The organism is uncultured Dubosiella sp. (genome assembly GCF_964018005.1).
Classification (GTDB): domain Bacteria; phylum Bacillota_I; class Bacilli_A; order Erysipelotrichales; family Erysipelotrichaceae; genus Dubosiella; species Dubosiella muris.
The window spans coordinates 75,333-92,209 of sequence record NZ_CAXHOA010000012.1; the positions used below are offsets into that span (position 1 = coordinate 75,333).

General features: G+C 45.8%; 15 protein-coding genes and 1 rRNA gene. 12 read left to right on the forward strand and 4 right to left on the reverse strand.

The window, feature by feature from the left end; translation table 11 throughout:
• Positions 1-159 precede the first annotated feature (159 nt).
• The 3 genes from ABNS49_RS09325 to ABNS49_RS09335 all read right to left on the reverse strand — a co-directional run bounded on the left by ABNS49_RS09325 (position 160) and on the right by ABNS49_RS09335 (position 1,980).
• Positions 160-312, reverse strand: a complete 153-nt coding sequence (locus tag ABNS49_RS09325) for a hypothetical protein (RefSeq protein WP_289186482.1) — start codon at positions 310-312, stop codon at positions 160-162.
• A 248-nt stretch (positions 313-560) separates the two neighbouring features.
• Positions 561-1,211 (reverse strand): HAD family phosphatase, encoded by a 651-nt coding sequence (locus ABNS49_RS09330; RefSeq protein ID WP_289114162.1) that lies wholly within the window; start codon positions 1,209-1,211, stop codon positions 561-563.
• Position 1,212: 1 nt separating this feature from the next.
• Complete coding sequence (locus tag ABNS49_RS09335; RefSeq protein WP_135980247.1) at positions 1,213-1,980, reverse strand: DeoR/GlpR family DNA-binding transcription regulator; 768 nt, start codon at positions 1,978-1,980, stop codon at positions 1,213-1,215.
• A gap of 146 nt (positions 1,981-2,126) precedes the next feature.
• On the opposite strand from ABNS49_RS09335, the gene rrf reads away from it, so the two are divergent.
• Positions 2,127-2,240 (forward strand): 5S ribosomal RNA (gene rrf, locus ABNS49_RS09340).
• A gap of 125 nt (positions 2,241-2,365) precedes the next feature.
• Here rrf and ABNS49_RS09345 read toward each other — a convergent pair.
• Positions 2,366-2,704 (reverse strand): helix-turn-helix transcriptional regulator, encoded by a 339-nt coding sequence (locus ABNS49_RS09345; protein ID WP_290092384.1) that lies wholly within the window; start codon positions 2,702-2,704, stop codon positions 2,366-2,368.
• A gap of 406 nt (positions 2,705-3,110) precedes the next feature.
• Here ABNS49_RS09345 and ABNS49_RS09350 point away from each other — a divergent pair, with 406 nt between their 5' ends.
• The 11 genes from ABNS49_RS09350 to ABNS49_RS09400 all read left to right on the forward strand — a co-directional run bounded on the left by ABNS49_RS09350 (position 3,111) and on the right by ABNS49_RS09400 (position 16,461).
• Positions 3,111-4,109 carry a transcriptional regulator gene (locus tag ABNS49_RS09350; RefSeq protein ID WP_135980245.1) on the forward strand — a complete coding sequence of 333 codons (999 nt, stop codon included), beginning with the start codon at positions 3,111-3,113 and terminating at the stop codon, positions 4,107-4,109.
• Positions 4,021-4,614: a signal peptidase I gene (gene lepB / locus ABNS49_RS09355; RefSeq protein WP_135980243.1), complete on the forward strand. Its 594-nt coding sequence runs from the start codon at positions 4,021-4,023 to the stop codon at positions 4,612-4,614. Before ABNS49_RS09350 ends, lepB begins: the two co-directional genes overlap by 89 nt.
• 13 nt (positions 4,615-4,627) lie before the next feature.
• Complete coding sequence (locus ABNS49_RS09360) at positions 4,628-8,344, forward strand: SpaA isopeptide-forming pilin-related protein (protein WP_135980242.1); 3,717 nt, start codon at positions 4,628-4,630, stop codon at positions 8,342-8,344.
• Positions 8,345-8,512: 168 nt separating this feature from the next.
• Positions 8,513-10,177 carry a SpaA isopeptide-forming pilin-related protein gene (locus ABNS49_RS09365; protein WP_135980241.1) on the forward strand — a complete coding sequence of 555 codons (1,665 nt, stop codon included), beginning with the start codon at positions 8,513-8,515 and terminating at the stop codon, positions 10,175-10,177.
• Positions 10,178-10,268: 91 nt separating this feature from the next.
• Positions 10,269-11,123, forward strand: a complete 855-nt coding sequence (locus tag ABNS49_RS09370) for a class C sortase (protein ID WP_290092487.1) — start codon at positions 10,269-10,271, stop codon at positions 11,121-11,123.
• Positions 11,120-12,163 (forward strand): DUF5979 domain-containing protein, encoded by a 1,044-nt coding sequence (locus ABNS49_RS09375; RefSeq protein ID WP_348688176.1) that lies wholly within the window; start codon positions 11,120-11,122, stop codon positions 12,161-12,163. The genes ABNS49_RS09370 and ABNS49_RS09375 overlap by 4 nt, the downstream gene beginning before the upstream one ends.
• Entirely contained in the window at positions 12,160-12,639 is a 480-nt protein-coding gene (locus tag ABNS49_RS09380; protein WP_289108454.1) for a hypothetical protein, read from the forward strand. The genes ABNS49_RS09375 and ABNS49_RS09380 overlap by 4 nt, the downstream gene beginning before the upstream one ends.
• A gap of 18 nt (positions 12,640-12,657) precedes the next feature.
• Positions 12,658-13,425 carry a hypothetical protein gene (locus tag ABNS49_RS09385; protein ID WP_135981383.1) on the forward strand — a complete coding sequence of 256 codons (768 nt, stop codon included), beginning with the start codon at positions 12,658-12,660 and terminating at the stop codon, positions 13,423-13,425.
• A 13-nt stretch (positions 13,426-13,438) separates the two neighbouring features.
• Positions 13,439-14,194, forward strand: a complete 756-nt coding sequence (locus ABNS49_RS09390) for a hypothetical protein (protein WP_289108453.1) — start codon at positions 13,439-13,441, stop codon at positions 14,192-14,194.
• Complete coding sequence (locus ABNS49_RS09395) at positions 14,187-15,107, forward strand: MucBP domain-containing protein (RefSeq protein ID WP_289108452.1); 921 nt, start codon at positions 14,187-14,189, stop codon at positions 15,105-15,107. Before ABNS49_RS09390 ends, ABNS49_RS09395 begins: the two co-directional genes overlap by 8 nt.
• 283 nt (positions 15,108-15,390) lie before the next feature.
• Entirely contained in the window at positions 15,391-16,461 is a 1,071-nt protein-coding gene (locus tag ABNS49_RS09400) for a hypothetical protein (protein WP_304963944.1), read from the forward strand.
• Positions 16,462-16,877 lie beyond the last annotated feature (416 nt).

Genomic DNA, 16,877 nt, shown 5'->3' on the forward strand with positions numbered 1-16,877 from the left:
TTTGATTGGAAGCGTGAAGGATCAAAGGGTAAAAACGATTGAAGGGAAAGAAATGTGTGCTATAATAAGAATGTAAAAAGAACCTGCCCTTTGTCAAAGCGGCTGGCTCGGATTTATTATTTCATAAGCAACTTACGAAATGCTCATCCGTCCAAAGATTCACTTTTCGTGGTTGCTTTTTTCATGCGCCAACAAAATGAAGGCGATGAAAACAGGAGTAAGAACTCCGAGAAAATCCAAAACAATGGATATGATTTCATAGGGTGTCATACTCTCACCTCCGTTTCCGGAAACGGCAAATCCAGTTTCCATCTATCGAAACGGAGTTTTTTCGGAACTCCGGCATACAAACCGACCGAACCAACCACGCTCAAAGAACAGGCATCTTTATTTTACCAGAGAAAATAGGGCTTCTCATTCTTTTTTCATGATTTTTCTTAGATATACTTATACTTTTAGTTGGAAGAGTGAAGGATCAAAGGGACTGGCTCGGATTTAAATCATAGGCAACCTACGAAGCGATTTGGAGAAAATATAAAAGCGAGGCGAAAACCTCGCTTTTATATTTGAATGTCTTCCATCGTATCGCAAATTTGTTTCACTTGTTTTAAGCTTTCGACCTGGCTGGCGATATGTCCGGAATTGATGATGCGAATATCCTGTACCCCCGCTTTTACGCTCGTACGCACCCCGGCCAGCGAATCTTCGATCACGCAAACCTTTTCAATCGGCACGTGAATATTTTTGGCCGCTTGTACAAACATCGCTTCTTTGTCTTTATAGTCCCCGTTGTCGAAAACGATTGTGTTTGGGTCGATCCAGCGGTCTAAATGAAAGCTTTCGACAAAAAAGTCGATATTTTCCTTGATGGACGCGGAAGCGATCGTAAAAGGAATGCCTCGTTTTTTCAAATTGTCGAAGAGCGCTTCGGCTCCCGCGATCAAATGAAAGCTGGCCGTGTCCGCCTGACAAAATTCGCGATAGTATTGCTCCTTGCGCAAAGAATAGGCCAGCTCCAAGTCGTCGTCTTCTTTTCCGCCGTTTAAATAACGAAGGATATATTTGTTGTTGACCCCGTTCATTTTCGTATGCAGCTCTTCCTCGGTAATGCCATAACCGCGAAGTTCTTTTGAAATTTTATTCCACGCCTTGATGTGTTTGTCGTTGTCGAGAAACAACGTCCCGTTAAAATCAAAAATCACGCCTTCCATGTTATTTCCCCTTTCCCGCTTGGATGATTTGAATGTATTGACTGTAATGCGCAATGATATCCGGACTCGTTTTGGAATCTGTGATCATGCCATCCATGTTGTAAAGCTTATAGTAAGCGTAAAAATCTTCCCGGTTGAATTTGTGTTCGTCGACTAGCAAATAGCGGTATCGCGCGTTGTTAAGAGCGATTTCCTGCGTTTGTCCCTCCTCGATCGAAGAAGTGGTAATTTGATCTTCCGCCAAGGCGTTGCAGGAAATGAACGTGGCGGAAAAGCGAAGCCGGCTTAACGTGTCGGTACACAACGGGCCGACAAAAACGCCCGTATGGTTGCGGAACGTTCCGCCAATCAAGAGCACGCGTTTCGGATCGTATTGCCGGATAATATCAAAGACAGGCAGCGAGTTCGTGACAACGTGCACGTTTCGTCCCGCGATTTCTTTGGCAAGCTGCTCGATCGTCGTGCCCGGACCAAGAAAAACCGTGTCGTTTTCCTTGATTAGTTTTGCCGCTTCTCGCGCGATCTCCTGTTTTTCCGCCATATTGACTGCCGATTTTTCTTGAAGCGACAGCTCGCAATCCAAATTGTAGCCCAGAGATTGCGCGCCACCATGGATGCGGATCAGTTTTCCGCTTTTTTCAAGCTCGTCCAAGTCGCGACGCACCGTCATATCCGACACGTTCAAGTCGCGCATGATTTCCGCCGCCGTGACAATTCCCTTTTGATTTACCATTTGGCGAATATATTGAAGCCGTTCTCTTTTAAGCATTCGAAACCCTCTTCTTTCGTTTCGGTTATAGCATGGTGGCGTAGGAACGTCAACACAAACGAACATTTCCAAAAAATAGAAAACATTTTTATTTTTTTCAAAAAAAGCTTGCGTTTTGTCTTTTCTTCGTGTAAATTAATAGAAGATTTAGTGATGATAGCGAAGAGGAAATACCTGTTCTCGTACCGAACACAGAAGTCAAGCTCTTCTGCGCCGACGATAGTTGGCTTTGCGCCTGCGAAAATAGGACGTTGCTAAGTCTTTTTTTTTATACTTGGAACCGATGCCTTGGGGCATCTTTTTTTTTATCTTGTTCCATTCTTTTTTCTTAAAATATTTTCTCTCTTACAACGAAAAAGACATTGCCGTTTTGGGCAATGCTTTTTCATTCATCATCAGTTCTATAAAAGTCGTCGATAATGTCCATAATGCGATACATAGATTCGACTTGTTTTGGGGTGTACTCTTTCAAACGATCGGAAACATCGGAAATGGTGTTTGGATCTTTGCCAAATAAAATGTAATCGGCGCTCGCGTCCAAAATGCGGCAAATGTTGATCAACGTCGAAGTCGACGCGCCGACAACGCCCCGCTCCAAGTCGGAAATATACTGGATGGAAACATCAATTTCTTCCGCCAGCCGTTCCTGCGTCAATCCTCTGCCTTCTCGTGATTTTTTAATACGCTTTCCAATTTCAACGTTTATTTTTTTCTTTTCTTTCATAATTTGATTTTATAAACTCGCTCCTCCTGAAATAATCAAGCCTGAGTTTTACTTATAATGCTAAACGATTTGATTTTTCAGAGTTTTCTAAGTGTTTTGCTATTGGGAAATAAAAGGGAGAATTGCGTCAGAAAAAGGGAAAAAATGTGGCATGGGAATGGGAAAAAAACAAAAAAATAAAAGTTTATACGTATATCCTACCTAGATAAGTTGTTGACATGATGTACAAATGGTAATAGTATTACTTTACTAGAGTATAAATATTAGTACTAAGTGAATTAACATTATAAAAAAGGGAGAAAAAAGAAAGATTTAGCTCGATTCGTGAAAAAAAGCGAACCATTTGTTTTTCAAAAAGAGCGAGGGCGCGACGAAAGCGGAGCGTCCTGCAGAAAGGAATACAACCATGAAGTCTGTGGATTTGAGTGGCAAAAAGTTTGGAAAGCTGACCGTCATTCAAAAGACGGACAAAAAAAGAAAGGGCAGCTATCTTTGGCTTTGTCAATGCGAATGCGGACAGACGATTTTGCTTGAAAGCTATAAGATCCGGCGCGAGCTTGTAAAAAGCTGCGGCTGTTCGAGAAAAGGAAAAAACACGAAAGATTTGAAAGGAAAGAAGATCGGCCGGCTGACCGTTTTAAAACGGCTGGAAGAAAAGAAAGGGTCGTGTTACTTGTGGCTTTGTCAATGCGATTGCGGCACCACGATCAAAGTGGCCACGAACGATTTGACAAAAAAGAAGCCGGTTTCCAGTTGCGGCTGCGTCCGCGCTGGCGCCATAAAAAACATCGCAAAACAACGGTTTGGAAAACTGACGGCATTGCGGCCAACCACCAAAAGAAAGGGAGGCAGCGTCGTCTGGACGTGCTTGTGCGATTGCGGGCGGACGACCGAAGCGTCCTACAACGATTTAGTGAGTGGCAACACGCGCAGCTGCGGCTGTCTGATCCATGAAAAAGGCCGTCCCGGTTTGTCGTACGTCGACCAGACGTGCATTGAGTCCCTCAAAAGCAAGGCGCTCCACAAAAACAACACGAGCGGATATACGGGAGTTCAAAAACAACGAGGCAAATGGGTCGCGCTCATTTCCTTAAAGAAGCACCGCTACTACTTAGGAACGTACGAACGATTCGAAGACGCCGTGTTTGTCCGGCAACGCGCCGAGCAGCTGCTCCACGATCAATTCGTGCAAGCCTATGAAAGCTGGAACAAGAAAGATGAAACGTGGAAACAAGAACATCCATTAAAGATCGTCGTGAAAGGAACGAATATCGACGACTTCGAACTGGAAGTTGAAGAAAGTGACAGGGGAAACCATGAGAAAAAAAGAAAGAGAAAACAAACGGCTGGACATGCCCACCCGGGCCGAGTTGGAGAAAGAAAGAGATCGAGTCCGGCACAATAGGCAGTATCGCCAAACGTTGCGCAGCACGATGGGCGTGCTCGTCGTCGTGGCCGCCCTCGCGATTTTGGCCGCCACGCTCTGGCTGCCCGTGCTTCGAATTTACGGCACCAGCATGACGCCAAACCTGACAGCCGGCGACATCGTTTTATCCGTCAAGGGAAGCGATTTCAAAACGGGGGATGTTATAGCCTTCTATTACAATAACAAGATTCTAGTCAAACGTGTTATCGCCGGGCCAGGCGATTGGGTATATATCGACGACGACGGCAACGTGTTCGTCAACGGCGAAGAAATCGACGAGCCATACGTGCAGGAAAAAGCGCTAGGCGAAACCGATTTGGAATACCCGTATCAAGTGCCTGAAAAGCGCTGGTTCGTCATGGGCGACCATCGCAGCGTATCGCTCGATTCCAGAACGAGAGCCATCGGGCCGATTGCCGAAGAAATGATTGTCGGAAAACTGGAAGGCCGCATATGGCCGTTGAATAAAATCGGAAAGATCTAGAAAGGAAAAGATTATGAAGAAAACAAACAAGAAACGGTCATGGAAACAGATCGTGTCCATTTTAAGCTGTATCGTTGTCTTCTGCACAACGTACGCCCTCATTTTGCCCGCCGTAACCATGAGCAAGGAAACGTATTGCGGCAAGGAAGAGCATACCCATACGGAAAACTGTTATGTAAGCGAAACCCCGCTTTGCGGCAAAGAGGAATCCGAAGCCAGCGAAGGCCATGTACACGATGAAACGTGCTACGAGGAAGTAAGAAACCTCATTTGCGGTTTGGAAGAAAGCGAAACCCACGTCCACACGGACGAATGCTATGAAACGACAACAACCCAAACATGCGGCAAGGAGGAATCCGAACCGACCGAAGGCCATACACATAGCGACGAGTGCTACAAGAGCGAAGAACTCCAATGCGGCAAGGAAGAGCATGAACACACAAGAATTTGCGAGTCCAACAAAGAAGACGTGGAAGATCCAGCCGATTGGGAAAAGGCATATCAAGACATCAACAATGAAGAGGATGCCAAAACAAGAATCCTGACCGTCGCTAAGAACGAGTTGGGAACCAAGGAAAATAAAAACAACTTCGAAATCGACGAAGAAGAAAAAGAGCACTACTACACAAGATACGGCCATCTTTATGAAGACAAATACGGCGACTGGAACAACTATTTTACAGGTTACGTTTTGAAATATGCCAACGTGCAAATGAGCTATGACAAAGACGCAAGCAAATGGCAAAACAAAACGATCCACGACCAGAAAGAAGAAGGCGAGGAAGGAAACGTTGTATTCTTCAGAAATGACAAAGGAGAACTAAGAACCGGTATCGTCACCAGTATCGACGACTTAAAAAAGGAAATCCGAGTTATCGAAGGCGATGTGGAAGGCGAAGTAAAAGAGGAGCGAGTCAACAAGGACAAGGTGATCGCCTATCTAAACGACCAAATTGAGATCATAGAAGAGGATACACCACTGGCAGGTGAAGAACTGGAAAAGAAAGAAGAAAATAAAATCACCCAGACTGCCAAAGACGAAGCGGAAACGGTGGAAGTGACGGCTACGTATACGGAAAAAGCGAACATTCCGGAAGGCGCGCAGTTGACTGTCACCAAACTGGAAGATGCCGAAAATGGAAATCCACGATTTGATATTGGATTTTATTTAGGACAGGAAGAAGTGGAACCAAACGCCGAAGTGGAAATTTCTATCAAATATTTGGATGAAAAGCTGGATGGTTCTGAAATCGTCGATTATATCCACTATAAGAAAGACGGCTCAACGGAAACGATCAGTTCAGATGTCAAAGCGTTAGAAGACGGTTCGGTTGAAACCACATTTAAAACCGATTCTTTCTCCGTATTTGAAGCGGAGATCATTGTCGGGGTAAAGAAAGTCGAAATTGAAGGCTTGGATGAAGAATATGAAATTGGCGATGAAGTCACTTTAAAAGCGGTAACTAAAAATATTGCGAATTTAGATGAGCTTTCTTACCAGTGGCAATACAACGAAGAAGATCCTGAAAACGAGGAGTATTGGTTTAATTTACCTAATGCGAACGATTCAGAATATGAATTTGAAGTAAATTATACTAATGGATTTTATTCTTACCGAGTAATCATCGGTGAGAAAGATGTGATTAAAGCTGAGACGCAAAATAAACCGAATATAGCACCTTCTGGAGATTTGCAAAAGAGAAAGATTAATATTAGTTTAACCAATTTATATCAAAAAGATGGTGAAAATGAGGAAGATTCTAATGGTTTGATAGTTTCTGAGTATGAAAAGCCAAATTTGAAACTCAAAACGGTAGAAGGCATAGAATTAGATAGCAATCAAGATCCTAATAAAGTACTACATTCAAAATCTATTGAATATATGGGAACAAAGGCACAGCAAAAGAGAGATGATTATCGGATTTCGATATCATCAGGACCAATTTCTGGTGAAAATCCAGTTGATCTTCTATTTGTAGTAGACACTTCTAGAAGTATGAGCGGAAGTATATCTGGAGTAAAAACGGTAATAAAAAATATTTCTAATCAGTTTTTGGCTTGCAATACAAATAATCGAGTGGCAATGGTATCGTTCGCCACTAGTGCAGAACAAAAATTCTCATATACTCATACTTTATCAGATTTTAGTTTGAGTGCTGGTGGGGGAACCAATTATATGGCTGGTTTACAACAAGCTTATTATATGATTTTAAACAATAGTGACCCGACTCATAAACAAGTGATGATTTTTATTAGTGATGGCAAGCCAACATATTATATGAACAATTATGAAGGCCAGATCTCGTCATGGAAGGGAAGAGAAGGGAATGGAAATACAACAGAGGACTATTATGATCGTAAGGATAAAGAATATAAATATCCAACCACAGCGACTATGACTGGAATCAATACATTCAAGGAGTTTGCTAAAGAAAAGTTAGTAACTATCAATACAATTTATTATGGATCGAATACTAACAATCAATTCTTAGATACATTATCGAGTTCTGGAAAATTCATTAGTTCTCAAAATACAGAGTCTTTAAAAGAGGATTTAATTATTCTTTCTCAAGGTCCTACTTGTACTAATGGAAAAATGATGGATACATTATCTGATTATGTTGATTTTGATTCGAGTGATTATGGAATTGTTTTGAAAGCTTATAAAGGAGGTAAAAAGCAAGATTCTACTGGAGTAGAAATTTTTAAATCAAATTCTTTAAATACTTCTGGAGAATTTACTAATTCTTTGGTTTCAGCAGGAGACTGGTGGGGAGGAGCTGGAAAAGATGTTGAGCTGGATGGAGTCGGAGGAAAAATTTCAGTCAGAGATACGATTAAACCATCTGTGAAAATAGAAGGAAAAACAATTACGCTTTCCTTTAACCCGAATTGGAAGATGGATGCTAGTTTCTTGTATGAACTCTCGTTCAATGTTTATGCGAATAAAAATGCTTATAATACCGAGGGTAATAAAGGATATGAAAATATTGGAGAGGATGAAACAGGAGCTACCTCAGAAAATAAAAAGGGACTGTATTCGAATACTTCAGGGGCTTTCAGTTTTACCTTTAAAAACCAGAATTATAATCTCCTGTACAACAAACCGGTTATTCAAATTATTCGAACAGATTTAACTCTTACCAAAATAGGTAATGGCAAAACACCATTAAGTGGTGCGAAATTTGACTTGTACAAAAAAGATGAACAAGGACAACCGATTTCTGGTTTGGCGGAAGTATACAAAGGCATTCGCATCAATCTAGATAATAATCCGATTACATCCGATTCAAACGGGAAAATAGCTTTGACTGATTTATCGGTGGGAACTTACTACTTAGTGGAAATCGTAAGTCCGGATGGATATACAAAAGCGCAAAAGCCTTGGGAACTTGTAATTGAGGCAAGAGAAGATAGAGGAAAAAAGGTTCAACTGTACTATTCGCTAAAAGATTTGAATAGCACAGGAAATGAAGTGATTGAAGAGGGAAAACTTCTTGGTTTTACAGATAAGAATAAAAGCGGAAGCATATCCCATGATCGTTGGAAATACTACAACAAAGATTCTGTAAATATTGTGAATGAACCAGGTCAATCCCTGCCAAACACCGGAGGAACCGGAACCAAATTATTTACATTCAGCGGAGGAGCGATCATTGCTGCATCCAGCTTAATGTACGGATACAAAAAGAGGTCGAAAAGAAACAAGACTGGGAAAGGAGGAAAGTAACAAGTAAGGGGAGCCTCTGATCCTAGACCTCTTTCAAGGGGTTGTATTCGTGATACATATGATTCTTTCACGGTTTGTATGGGAAGAAAGAGGAAAAAGAAAACCAGTCTTTCTTTCCAGCCGATAACGAACAAAAAGATTTAAAGATAAGAAAGGAAAACATAAATTATGAAATCTTTAAAGAAACTTTTATCTATCTTTGCGGCGTTCATGATGGTTGTCGGATTGACGGCGGCGAATGTGAAAGCGGCGGAGACTTTACAAACTGTTCCTTCAGGAAAAGATGGAACGGGAGAAATTACTGTTTCTAATACTACGATTGGTCAATCGTATGGAGTTTATAAGATCTTTAATGGTACAAACGGAACCAATGCAACGGCTTATACAGCAACCACGGCAGTTAAAAACTTGCTTAGTGGAGATGATTCCCCATTTACATTTACAAATAAAGTAGGAGACGAATGGCAAGTAGAAATTAAAGACGGAAAGACTGGCTCAGAAATTATTGATTTCTTGAAAGAGAAAATCGGAGATCCTACTTCGGAAGGTTGGACAGCCCCATCTGGAATCGAAAGCACAGTTTCTCCTACAGCAGCAATTGCAACGAGCATGAAATTTACTCAATTACAATTTGGATACTATTTTGTCTCAAGCAGTTTAGGCGCAACAGTGACTATCAATGCAGCCAATCCAAGCGCAACAGTTATTGATAAGAACCAAGGTGGACCGACAACTGATGGTAATTTGAAAACTATTGTTAAAAATGGTGAGAAAACAGAAGTTTCAGCAAATTTTGGAGATACTATTGATTATCAAATGAGTATTGTAGCAACAAACTATAATCATGACAAACCTATCAAAAGTTATCAGTTTGAAGATACTTTGGGAAATGGTTTGAAGTATGTAATGAATAACAACAATACGGTTGACGTTACAGTTACAGTGACTCCGAAGTCGACAATTACAGAATCTAATCCGAATGGAACTTCGGTAGATGTTACAGCTCAAGCTACAGTTAAAATGGGTAGTGATAATCAAAGTTTTACTTTGACTCTTCCATGGGCAACGGGAACTGCAGAAAATCCAATTTTTTATTATGAAACTAATAGTATTGTAAAAGTTACTTATAAGGCGACTGTTCAAAACACGGCTGATTTGAACAGTGACACGAACACAAAGAATACTGGTAAATTTGGATACACAGAATTTGGCAAGGATACTCCAATTTATCCAACAGGTGGAGAAAACTCTACCACTGTAAAAACGTATGGATTAGGAATTGTGAAAACAGATGAAAAGGGTAATCCTCTGCAAGGTGCACAATTTACTGTAACCCCACAAGGATCGACTACACCGATTAAAGTAAGTGGTCCAACGCAAGATGACGATGGAAATAACGTCTATCTTTATGATCCAAATGGAACCGCAACTATTACTACACCAGCAACCGGAATTGTTATCATCAAAGGAATTGCCAATGAAGGTACAGATTCTAAAGATTTGAATTATGACGTAAAAGAGACGGTTGCTCCAAATGGATATAACCTGCTTCAAGGATCAAAAACTGTGACCGCAACTGAACTGTCAAGCTCTACCACGACGATTAAATGGTATAAAGATAAGGATGGAAATGTTACTACCGAATCGACGACCAATGAGCAAACTACTGATTTTAAGGTAAATGTAGCCGGTCAAGTGATTGTCAACACAAAGGGTGCTCAACTCCCATCCACAGGTGGTATGGGTACGACGATGCTCTACGTAGCTGGTGCGATCCTCATGGTTGGTGCCGCAGTCATCTTCGTAACGAACAAGAGAATGAAACACGAATAAGAGAAAGAAACAACTCTTAGATTGAGCTTTGCTCATTGAAAAAAGAAAGAATGCTGCTGAATCACTGATTCAGCGGCAGGGAGAGCTCTACATGAAAAAATTTATGAAAAAGAATTGGTCCACAGTTCTGCTTGTCATGATGTTCACGGTAGGGCTGTCCCTGCTGTTGTATCCAACGGTAGCGGACTGGTGGAATCAGTTTCATGCCACTCGCGCCATCGACTCCTATTCGGAAGCGGTGGCGACGATGTCGGATGAAGAATATGAAAAGTATCTTTCCGACGCGCGTGCCTACAATACGTCGCTGTTGTCCGAACCCAACCGGTTCCATCCTTCGGACGCTTTGCATGCCGAATATGAATCGGTACTAGATGTGGCCGGGGACGGCATCATGGGCGTTGTCAAGATTCCCTCCTTGCGGGTGAATCTTCCCATCTACCATGGGGTGGAGGAGTCGACGTTGCAGGACGCCATCGGCCATATCGAAGGGTCTTCGCTGCCCATTGGCGGTGAAAGTACCCATACCATTGTATCCGGGCACCGGGGCTTGCCCTCGGCCAAGCTGTTTACCGATCTGGACCAGATGGAAGTGGGGGACTACTTCATGTTTGTCGTGTTGGACGATACGTACACGTATCAGGTGGATCAGATCAAAATCGTGGAACCCAACGATTTCACGTATTTGCAGATCGAAGAGGGGAAGGATCTGGCGACGCTGCAAACGTGCACGCCCTATGGAATCAACACCCATCGTCTGCTTGTGCGCGGCCATCGTGTCGACAATTTGCCGGACGACTTCGTAAACGCCCGGTCGGAAGCGGTTTTACTGAACCGCAACGTGGTCGCCATCTTTGTCGGGGTGCTCCTCTTTGTGGCGCTGGGCATAGGATGGATCGTGAAAAATATCGTGAAAAAGAGAGTGGAAAGAAAGGATAAAGGAGTATGAAAAGGAAGAAATTAGGCTGGATCATTGGTTTGGTGGCGCTTGTGTTCGCGCTCGGGCTGCCCGCCATCTCGCGAACGCTCGCCGTGGACTTGAAGGAAACGTGTTCACTGTCGTTTTCGCCGCTACCCGAATACGCGGACGATCTGGAATCCGCCGACGTGGTAGTGGACGTGTTCAAAGTCGCTTCGGCCATCGAGGATCCGGGCGTCGACTCGTATTCGTTCGAGGCGACCGAAACGTTTGAAGCGCTGGCGCCCGCGTTGAAAAACCTGGCGGCAGTCGACTACACGGCCTTGTCGCAGCAAGCCGGCCAAATCGTAGCGCAGTCAAAACCGGAACTCGTCGCGACCGTTTCGGTCTTGGACAAAGCCCGCTTGGAACCGGGCCTGTATTTAACGATGCCGCGACGCGCCGACATGACGCTGGCCGACTCGCTCGAACAGACGATGATCGGCTCGACAGACGGAACGGAAAAAGTCCTTTCGTTTGTGAACACGAGCCAGTACAAATACACGTTCAACCCTTCGCTGGTGGCTTTGCCATCGCGCATGGATGAGAATGGAGAAAACAACACGGCCAACGAAACGGATTGGCAGTATGACTTTACAATGACGCTCAAAGCGTCCCGGGAACGCCGTCACGATGGACAAATCGAAATCGTGAAAACCGTGCCAGCGTTTGGCGGTTCGGGCGCCGCGACATTCGTCTTTGAAATCGTGGCCGAACTGGATGGAGAAACGGTCTACTCGAATGTCGAGTCGCTCGTATTCGACGGAGCCGGAACGAAATCCATCGTAGTCGATTCGCTGCCAGTCGGCTCGACCATCACCGTAAGCGAAGTGTATTCAGGAGCGAACTTCGAGCTGTCAAGCGACCCAACCGTCACGCTGCCGCTCGAATCGGGATTCGAACCCGTCGCGTTTGAATTCATCAACGACTACGACGGCGGAAACAACCATGGCACGTCAGTCAACAACCGGTATTCGTTTGAAGAAGATCCGGAAGGCGCATTGACGCCAGACGAGGAGGGCAACCGATGAGAAACCAATGGAAACGCGCGCTTGGTGTTTGCGGGCTGGCCGGAATCCTGCTGGCCGGCGTATCCGCGACATCCGCCTATTTTACAACGTACACGACGACTTCGGGATCCGGCTCGATCGAGTTGGGCAACATAACCCACATCGTAGAAGAAACGGAAGGCCATATTTACCGCAAGGACATTCAAATTCAAAACGAGGAAGGATCGGGACCGGTCTTTGTCCGCGTCAAACTGTTTTACGGCGACCGCTCCGACCTGTCCTTTGAGCTAGGCGAAGGCTGGAGTCTTGGCACAGACGGCTTTTATTACTACGCCGACGCTTTGGAAGCGACCCAATCCACTTCGGTTTTGCGTGTCAGCATCGCCCGGGTCGGTGCGGACGCGGAAAAGCCGCAAGATTTCAACGTTGTCGTCGTGGCGGAATCGACACCCGCCCTTTACGACGAGCAAGGCAACCCCGCGCCGGACTGGAACTAAAAGAGAGGAAGGATGACTATGAAGAAAATCAAAACATTTCTATCGCGTCCTGTCGTGATCGGACTGCTGTTCGTCATGGCGATCGGACTGCTTCTTTCCTCGGGCGTTTCGGGAACGAGGGCGGCGCTCACGTATTTTTCCGACACGTACCAGACGCAAATGCAAGTCAACAAGATCGGCGTCACGCTCATGGAAAACGGCCATCCCGTCGCGTTTCGAAACTACGAAGCGGACGGGCAGTGGAGCGAGGACTCGAAACCGCTCTTGGAAAAGATGGGGGCGTTCAAGATCGGACAAACGTACCCGGAAGCGCTACAAGTCAAAAACTCGGGCACGATCGACACGTTCGTTCGGGTGACGCTGTTGAAATACTGGACCGATCCGGAAGGAAACAAGCTCCAATACCACGATGACGGGCAAAAAGAGCGCCTGACACCAGAATGGATCGAGCTCCATTTTGCCGGAAACGGATGGGTGGAAGACAAAAGCGCCCAAACGCTCGAGCGCTCTGTCTACTACTATACGGACTTGCTGGAAGTGGAAGAAACAAGCGCCCCGCTGACGGACACGTTCAAGATCAGCCCGAAAGTCGCTTCGAAAGTCGATTACGAAGTGACGGTTGAAGGCGACACGACCACAACGAAAACAGTGTATTCGTACAACGATTTGAAATTCCACGTCGAAGCGAAGGTGGACGCGGTGCAGCAGCACAACGCGCCAGAAGCGATCCAGAGCGCGTGGGGCAAACACGTCAGCGTGCAAGGCGATACGCTCAGTTTGAATTAAGGAGGGGAAACGCATGCGAAACAAATTATTAAAGGCCGCGATGACGGCTGGATTGTTCGGACTCGTTTCCAATCCGATCTTGGCCGAAACGATCCAAACCAACGAGCGCTTCGCGGTCACGTTTACGAAAAACGACAAAATGGAAAACAATTTCACGACGGGTCAAATCGACGAATTCCTGCTCGGCTTGCAGCCGGGCGACACGGGAATCATCGAGATGGATATCGTCAATCAAAATAAAACATCGACCGAGTGGTACATGAACAACGAGGTCGTCAATTCGCTGGAAGACGGCTCGATCGCCAGCGGCGGCGCCTACGCTTACACCTTGACGTATCAGGGACCGGAAGGGCGAAACGAGATCATTTACACCTCGTCCACGATTGGAGGCGAAGAAGGGTCGAACAACGGCTTGAAAGACGCGACCGACTCGCTGGATGACTGGTTTTATCTCGATACGCTCAAGGAGAACCAAACGGGCAAGGTGCGTCTGGAAGTGCAGCTGGACGGAGAAACGCAAGGCAACCGCTACCAGTCGACTTTGGCCGACTTGCAGATGGAGTTCGCGGTGGAAAAAAACGAGAATCGCGATCGCACGGTGCAAGGAAAGCCAACCGTGACGCGCAAGACAGGCTCGAGTAAAGTCAACACAAGCACGCTGACAAACCAGTTCACTTGGAGTTTGCTGAGCGCGTTGAGTGGCATTGTATTGCTCGTGCTCGCCATCTTTGGCTGGAAGGAAAACAAGGAGGACAAAGACGATGCGTAAGATGTGGAAAAGCGTTTTGTGCGCCTTCGCCTTGTTTTCGATGACGGCCGCCGTGCCGGTGCGGGCGGAAGACGACTACACGTACACGGTACGGATCCACGCGGGAAACCATGGAACGATTGGCGGCGAGACGACGCTGGAGTACGACAACCTGGCGCCTGGATCGCGCTTTACATTTGACAAAAGCAGCGTGCAGCCGGATGCCGGCAGCAAATACTATGTCAAAGGAATCCGCGAAAGCGGAAAGGACAACGACACGTTTGTAGCTTCGACTTCGTTTGAAGTGAACGAGGACGTGGATCTCGTTGTCGCGTACGGCATGCTTTCCAACGCGACCGAGTATACGATTCGATATGTGGACAGGGAAGGCAACGAATTGCGCGACAGCGTGACGTATATTGGCAACGTGGGCGACCGGCCAGTCGTATCCTACTTGTATATCGAAGGCTACCAGCCGCAGGCGTACAACTTGACCGGGACATTGAAGGAAAACAACAACGTCTGGGATTTCGTCTACTCTCCGGTTCCGGAAGGCACAATCACAACGATTCCGGGCACGACGACGGTTATTGACGAAACGACGACGATTACCGCGCCGGCGACTACGCCAGCGACGACACCGGCCACTCCACCGGCGACCACGCCGGCGGGCGAGGCAACGACGACGCCTGGCGAGGAAGGCACGACCCCGGAACCGGGTGGCGAAGAAACGACCAATCCGGAAGGCCCGGCTGAAATCATTGATATTGATGATCCAGACACTCCATTGGCGGGACCGGAAGAAAACGACAACGGCGACGCTTCGAAGTCGTTCTTGTCGATGCCGGCTTTGTTGGGGATGGGCGCTTTGGCGCTGTTGCTGATTGGCGGCATTGTGTATTTTGTCGTTCGCAAAAACAAAGAGAAATCATAGCAGCTTGAGGACACGGTGCGTGTCCTTTTTATTTGAGATACGACTGGAAAAAAAAGCCACATACTCTAGAGCGTTCAGCGAGCCGGAAAGCGGGAAGAAATAGCGTATCCGGCCTTTTTTTTAAGCTTTTGAACTTTTTTCAGAAATAATGTCCGGTTTTCCTTCGTTTTGTCGTATATAAAGGTATGAAGGATTTACTAATTTATAACTTCGTTCATTGGGAAGGAGGGAAAAACGATGCCACAAACAACAAGATTTGAAAACGAGAAAGGAGAAGCAAAAAATGGCGTATCCGTTTGGACCATCGCAAAAACGCGATTCTTCTCCCGATGCTGTGCTACAATGTAAGCACAAAGACACGTCTTTGGCGCAAGCTTTGCACGACACGTCGATGCAGTCCCAATACGACGCGGCGTGCAAACGGCTGTTGTCCGAAAAAATCGTCCTCGCCTGGATTTTGAAGGAATGCGTTCCCGAATACCGGGAAGAAACGATTGACGACATTATGAACAAGTATATCGAAGGGACGCCGGAAGTGTCCTCGGTGCCGGTGCAAGGATCGCGCATCCAGGGAGGCAATACCGAGGATACGGATCTACACGAAGGAACGATTCGCTACGACATCTTCTTTCGGGCCCTGCTTCCCCAAGGGAAAGGCCGGCTGCTTTTGTTAATCAATGTGGAGGCGCAAAACAAGGAGAATCCCCAATACCCGCTCGTATCGAGGATGGTGTATCATTTGGCGAGGCAAACGTCGAGCCAGCATGGAGTGGAGTTCACCAACGACCACTACGGGGACTTGCAGAAAGTATATTCGATTTGGATTTGCATGAACGCGCCAAAGCATCGGGCGAATTCGATGAACGTGTATGAGATAACGGAAAAACAAGTGGCGGGCCATGTGAAGCTGAAGAAGGCGGATTACGACTTGATGACCGGCATTGTGTTGTGGCTTGGGGATCCGGCATCGAAAGAGTACAAAGGAATCTTCAAGATGCTGCACACACTGTTGTCCAACAAAGTGGAGGAACCGAAGAAACGGCAGGTGCTGGAAGAGGAATACGATATTCAAATGAGTGAGAAAATGGAAAAGGAGGTCAGCACGATGTGTAATTTGAGTCAGGGGATCTTGGAACAAGGGATCCAGCAAGGAGTTCAACGAGGATTCCAACAAGGAGAAGAGAAAGGATTGCAGCGTGGAATACACCGAGGCCGCCAGGAACAGCGAATCAAAGATGAGCGTCAAAATATCAAACGAATGAAAAAGTTGCTGGCAGCCGGCATCGACAAAGCCACGATCGCCAACGTGTTCGACTGCTCTGTGGCAGAACTCGAAGCGCTATCGAAAAAGTAGCTGGAATTAAGCACGGAACAAGGAAAATCCAAAATACTCGCTCGTTGAGAAAACGTCGAGCCAATTCAATGACCGGCATCGAAAGAATACAAAGGAATCTTCAAGATGCTGCACACGCTGTTGTCCAACAAGGTGGAGGAGCCAAAGAAACGGCAGGTGCTGGAAGAGGAATACGACATTCAAATGAGTGAGAAAATGGAAAAGGAGGTCAGCGCGATGTGTAATTTGAGTCAGGGGATCTTGGAACAAGGGATGGAAAAACAGCGGCTTATTGATAAGCGGAAAATGGAGAAACAACGGCTTGTTGATAAACAGAAAATGGAAAAACAGCGAATCCAAGACGAGAAGAAAACGCAACGCCAAAACATCAAACGAATGAAAAAGCTGCTGGCAGCCGGCATCGACAAAGCCACGAT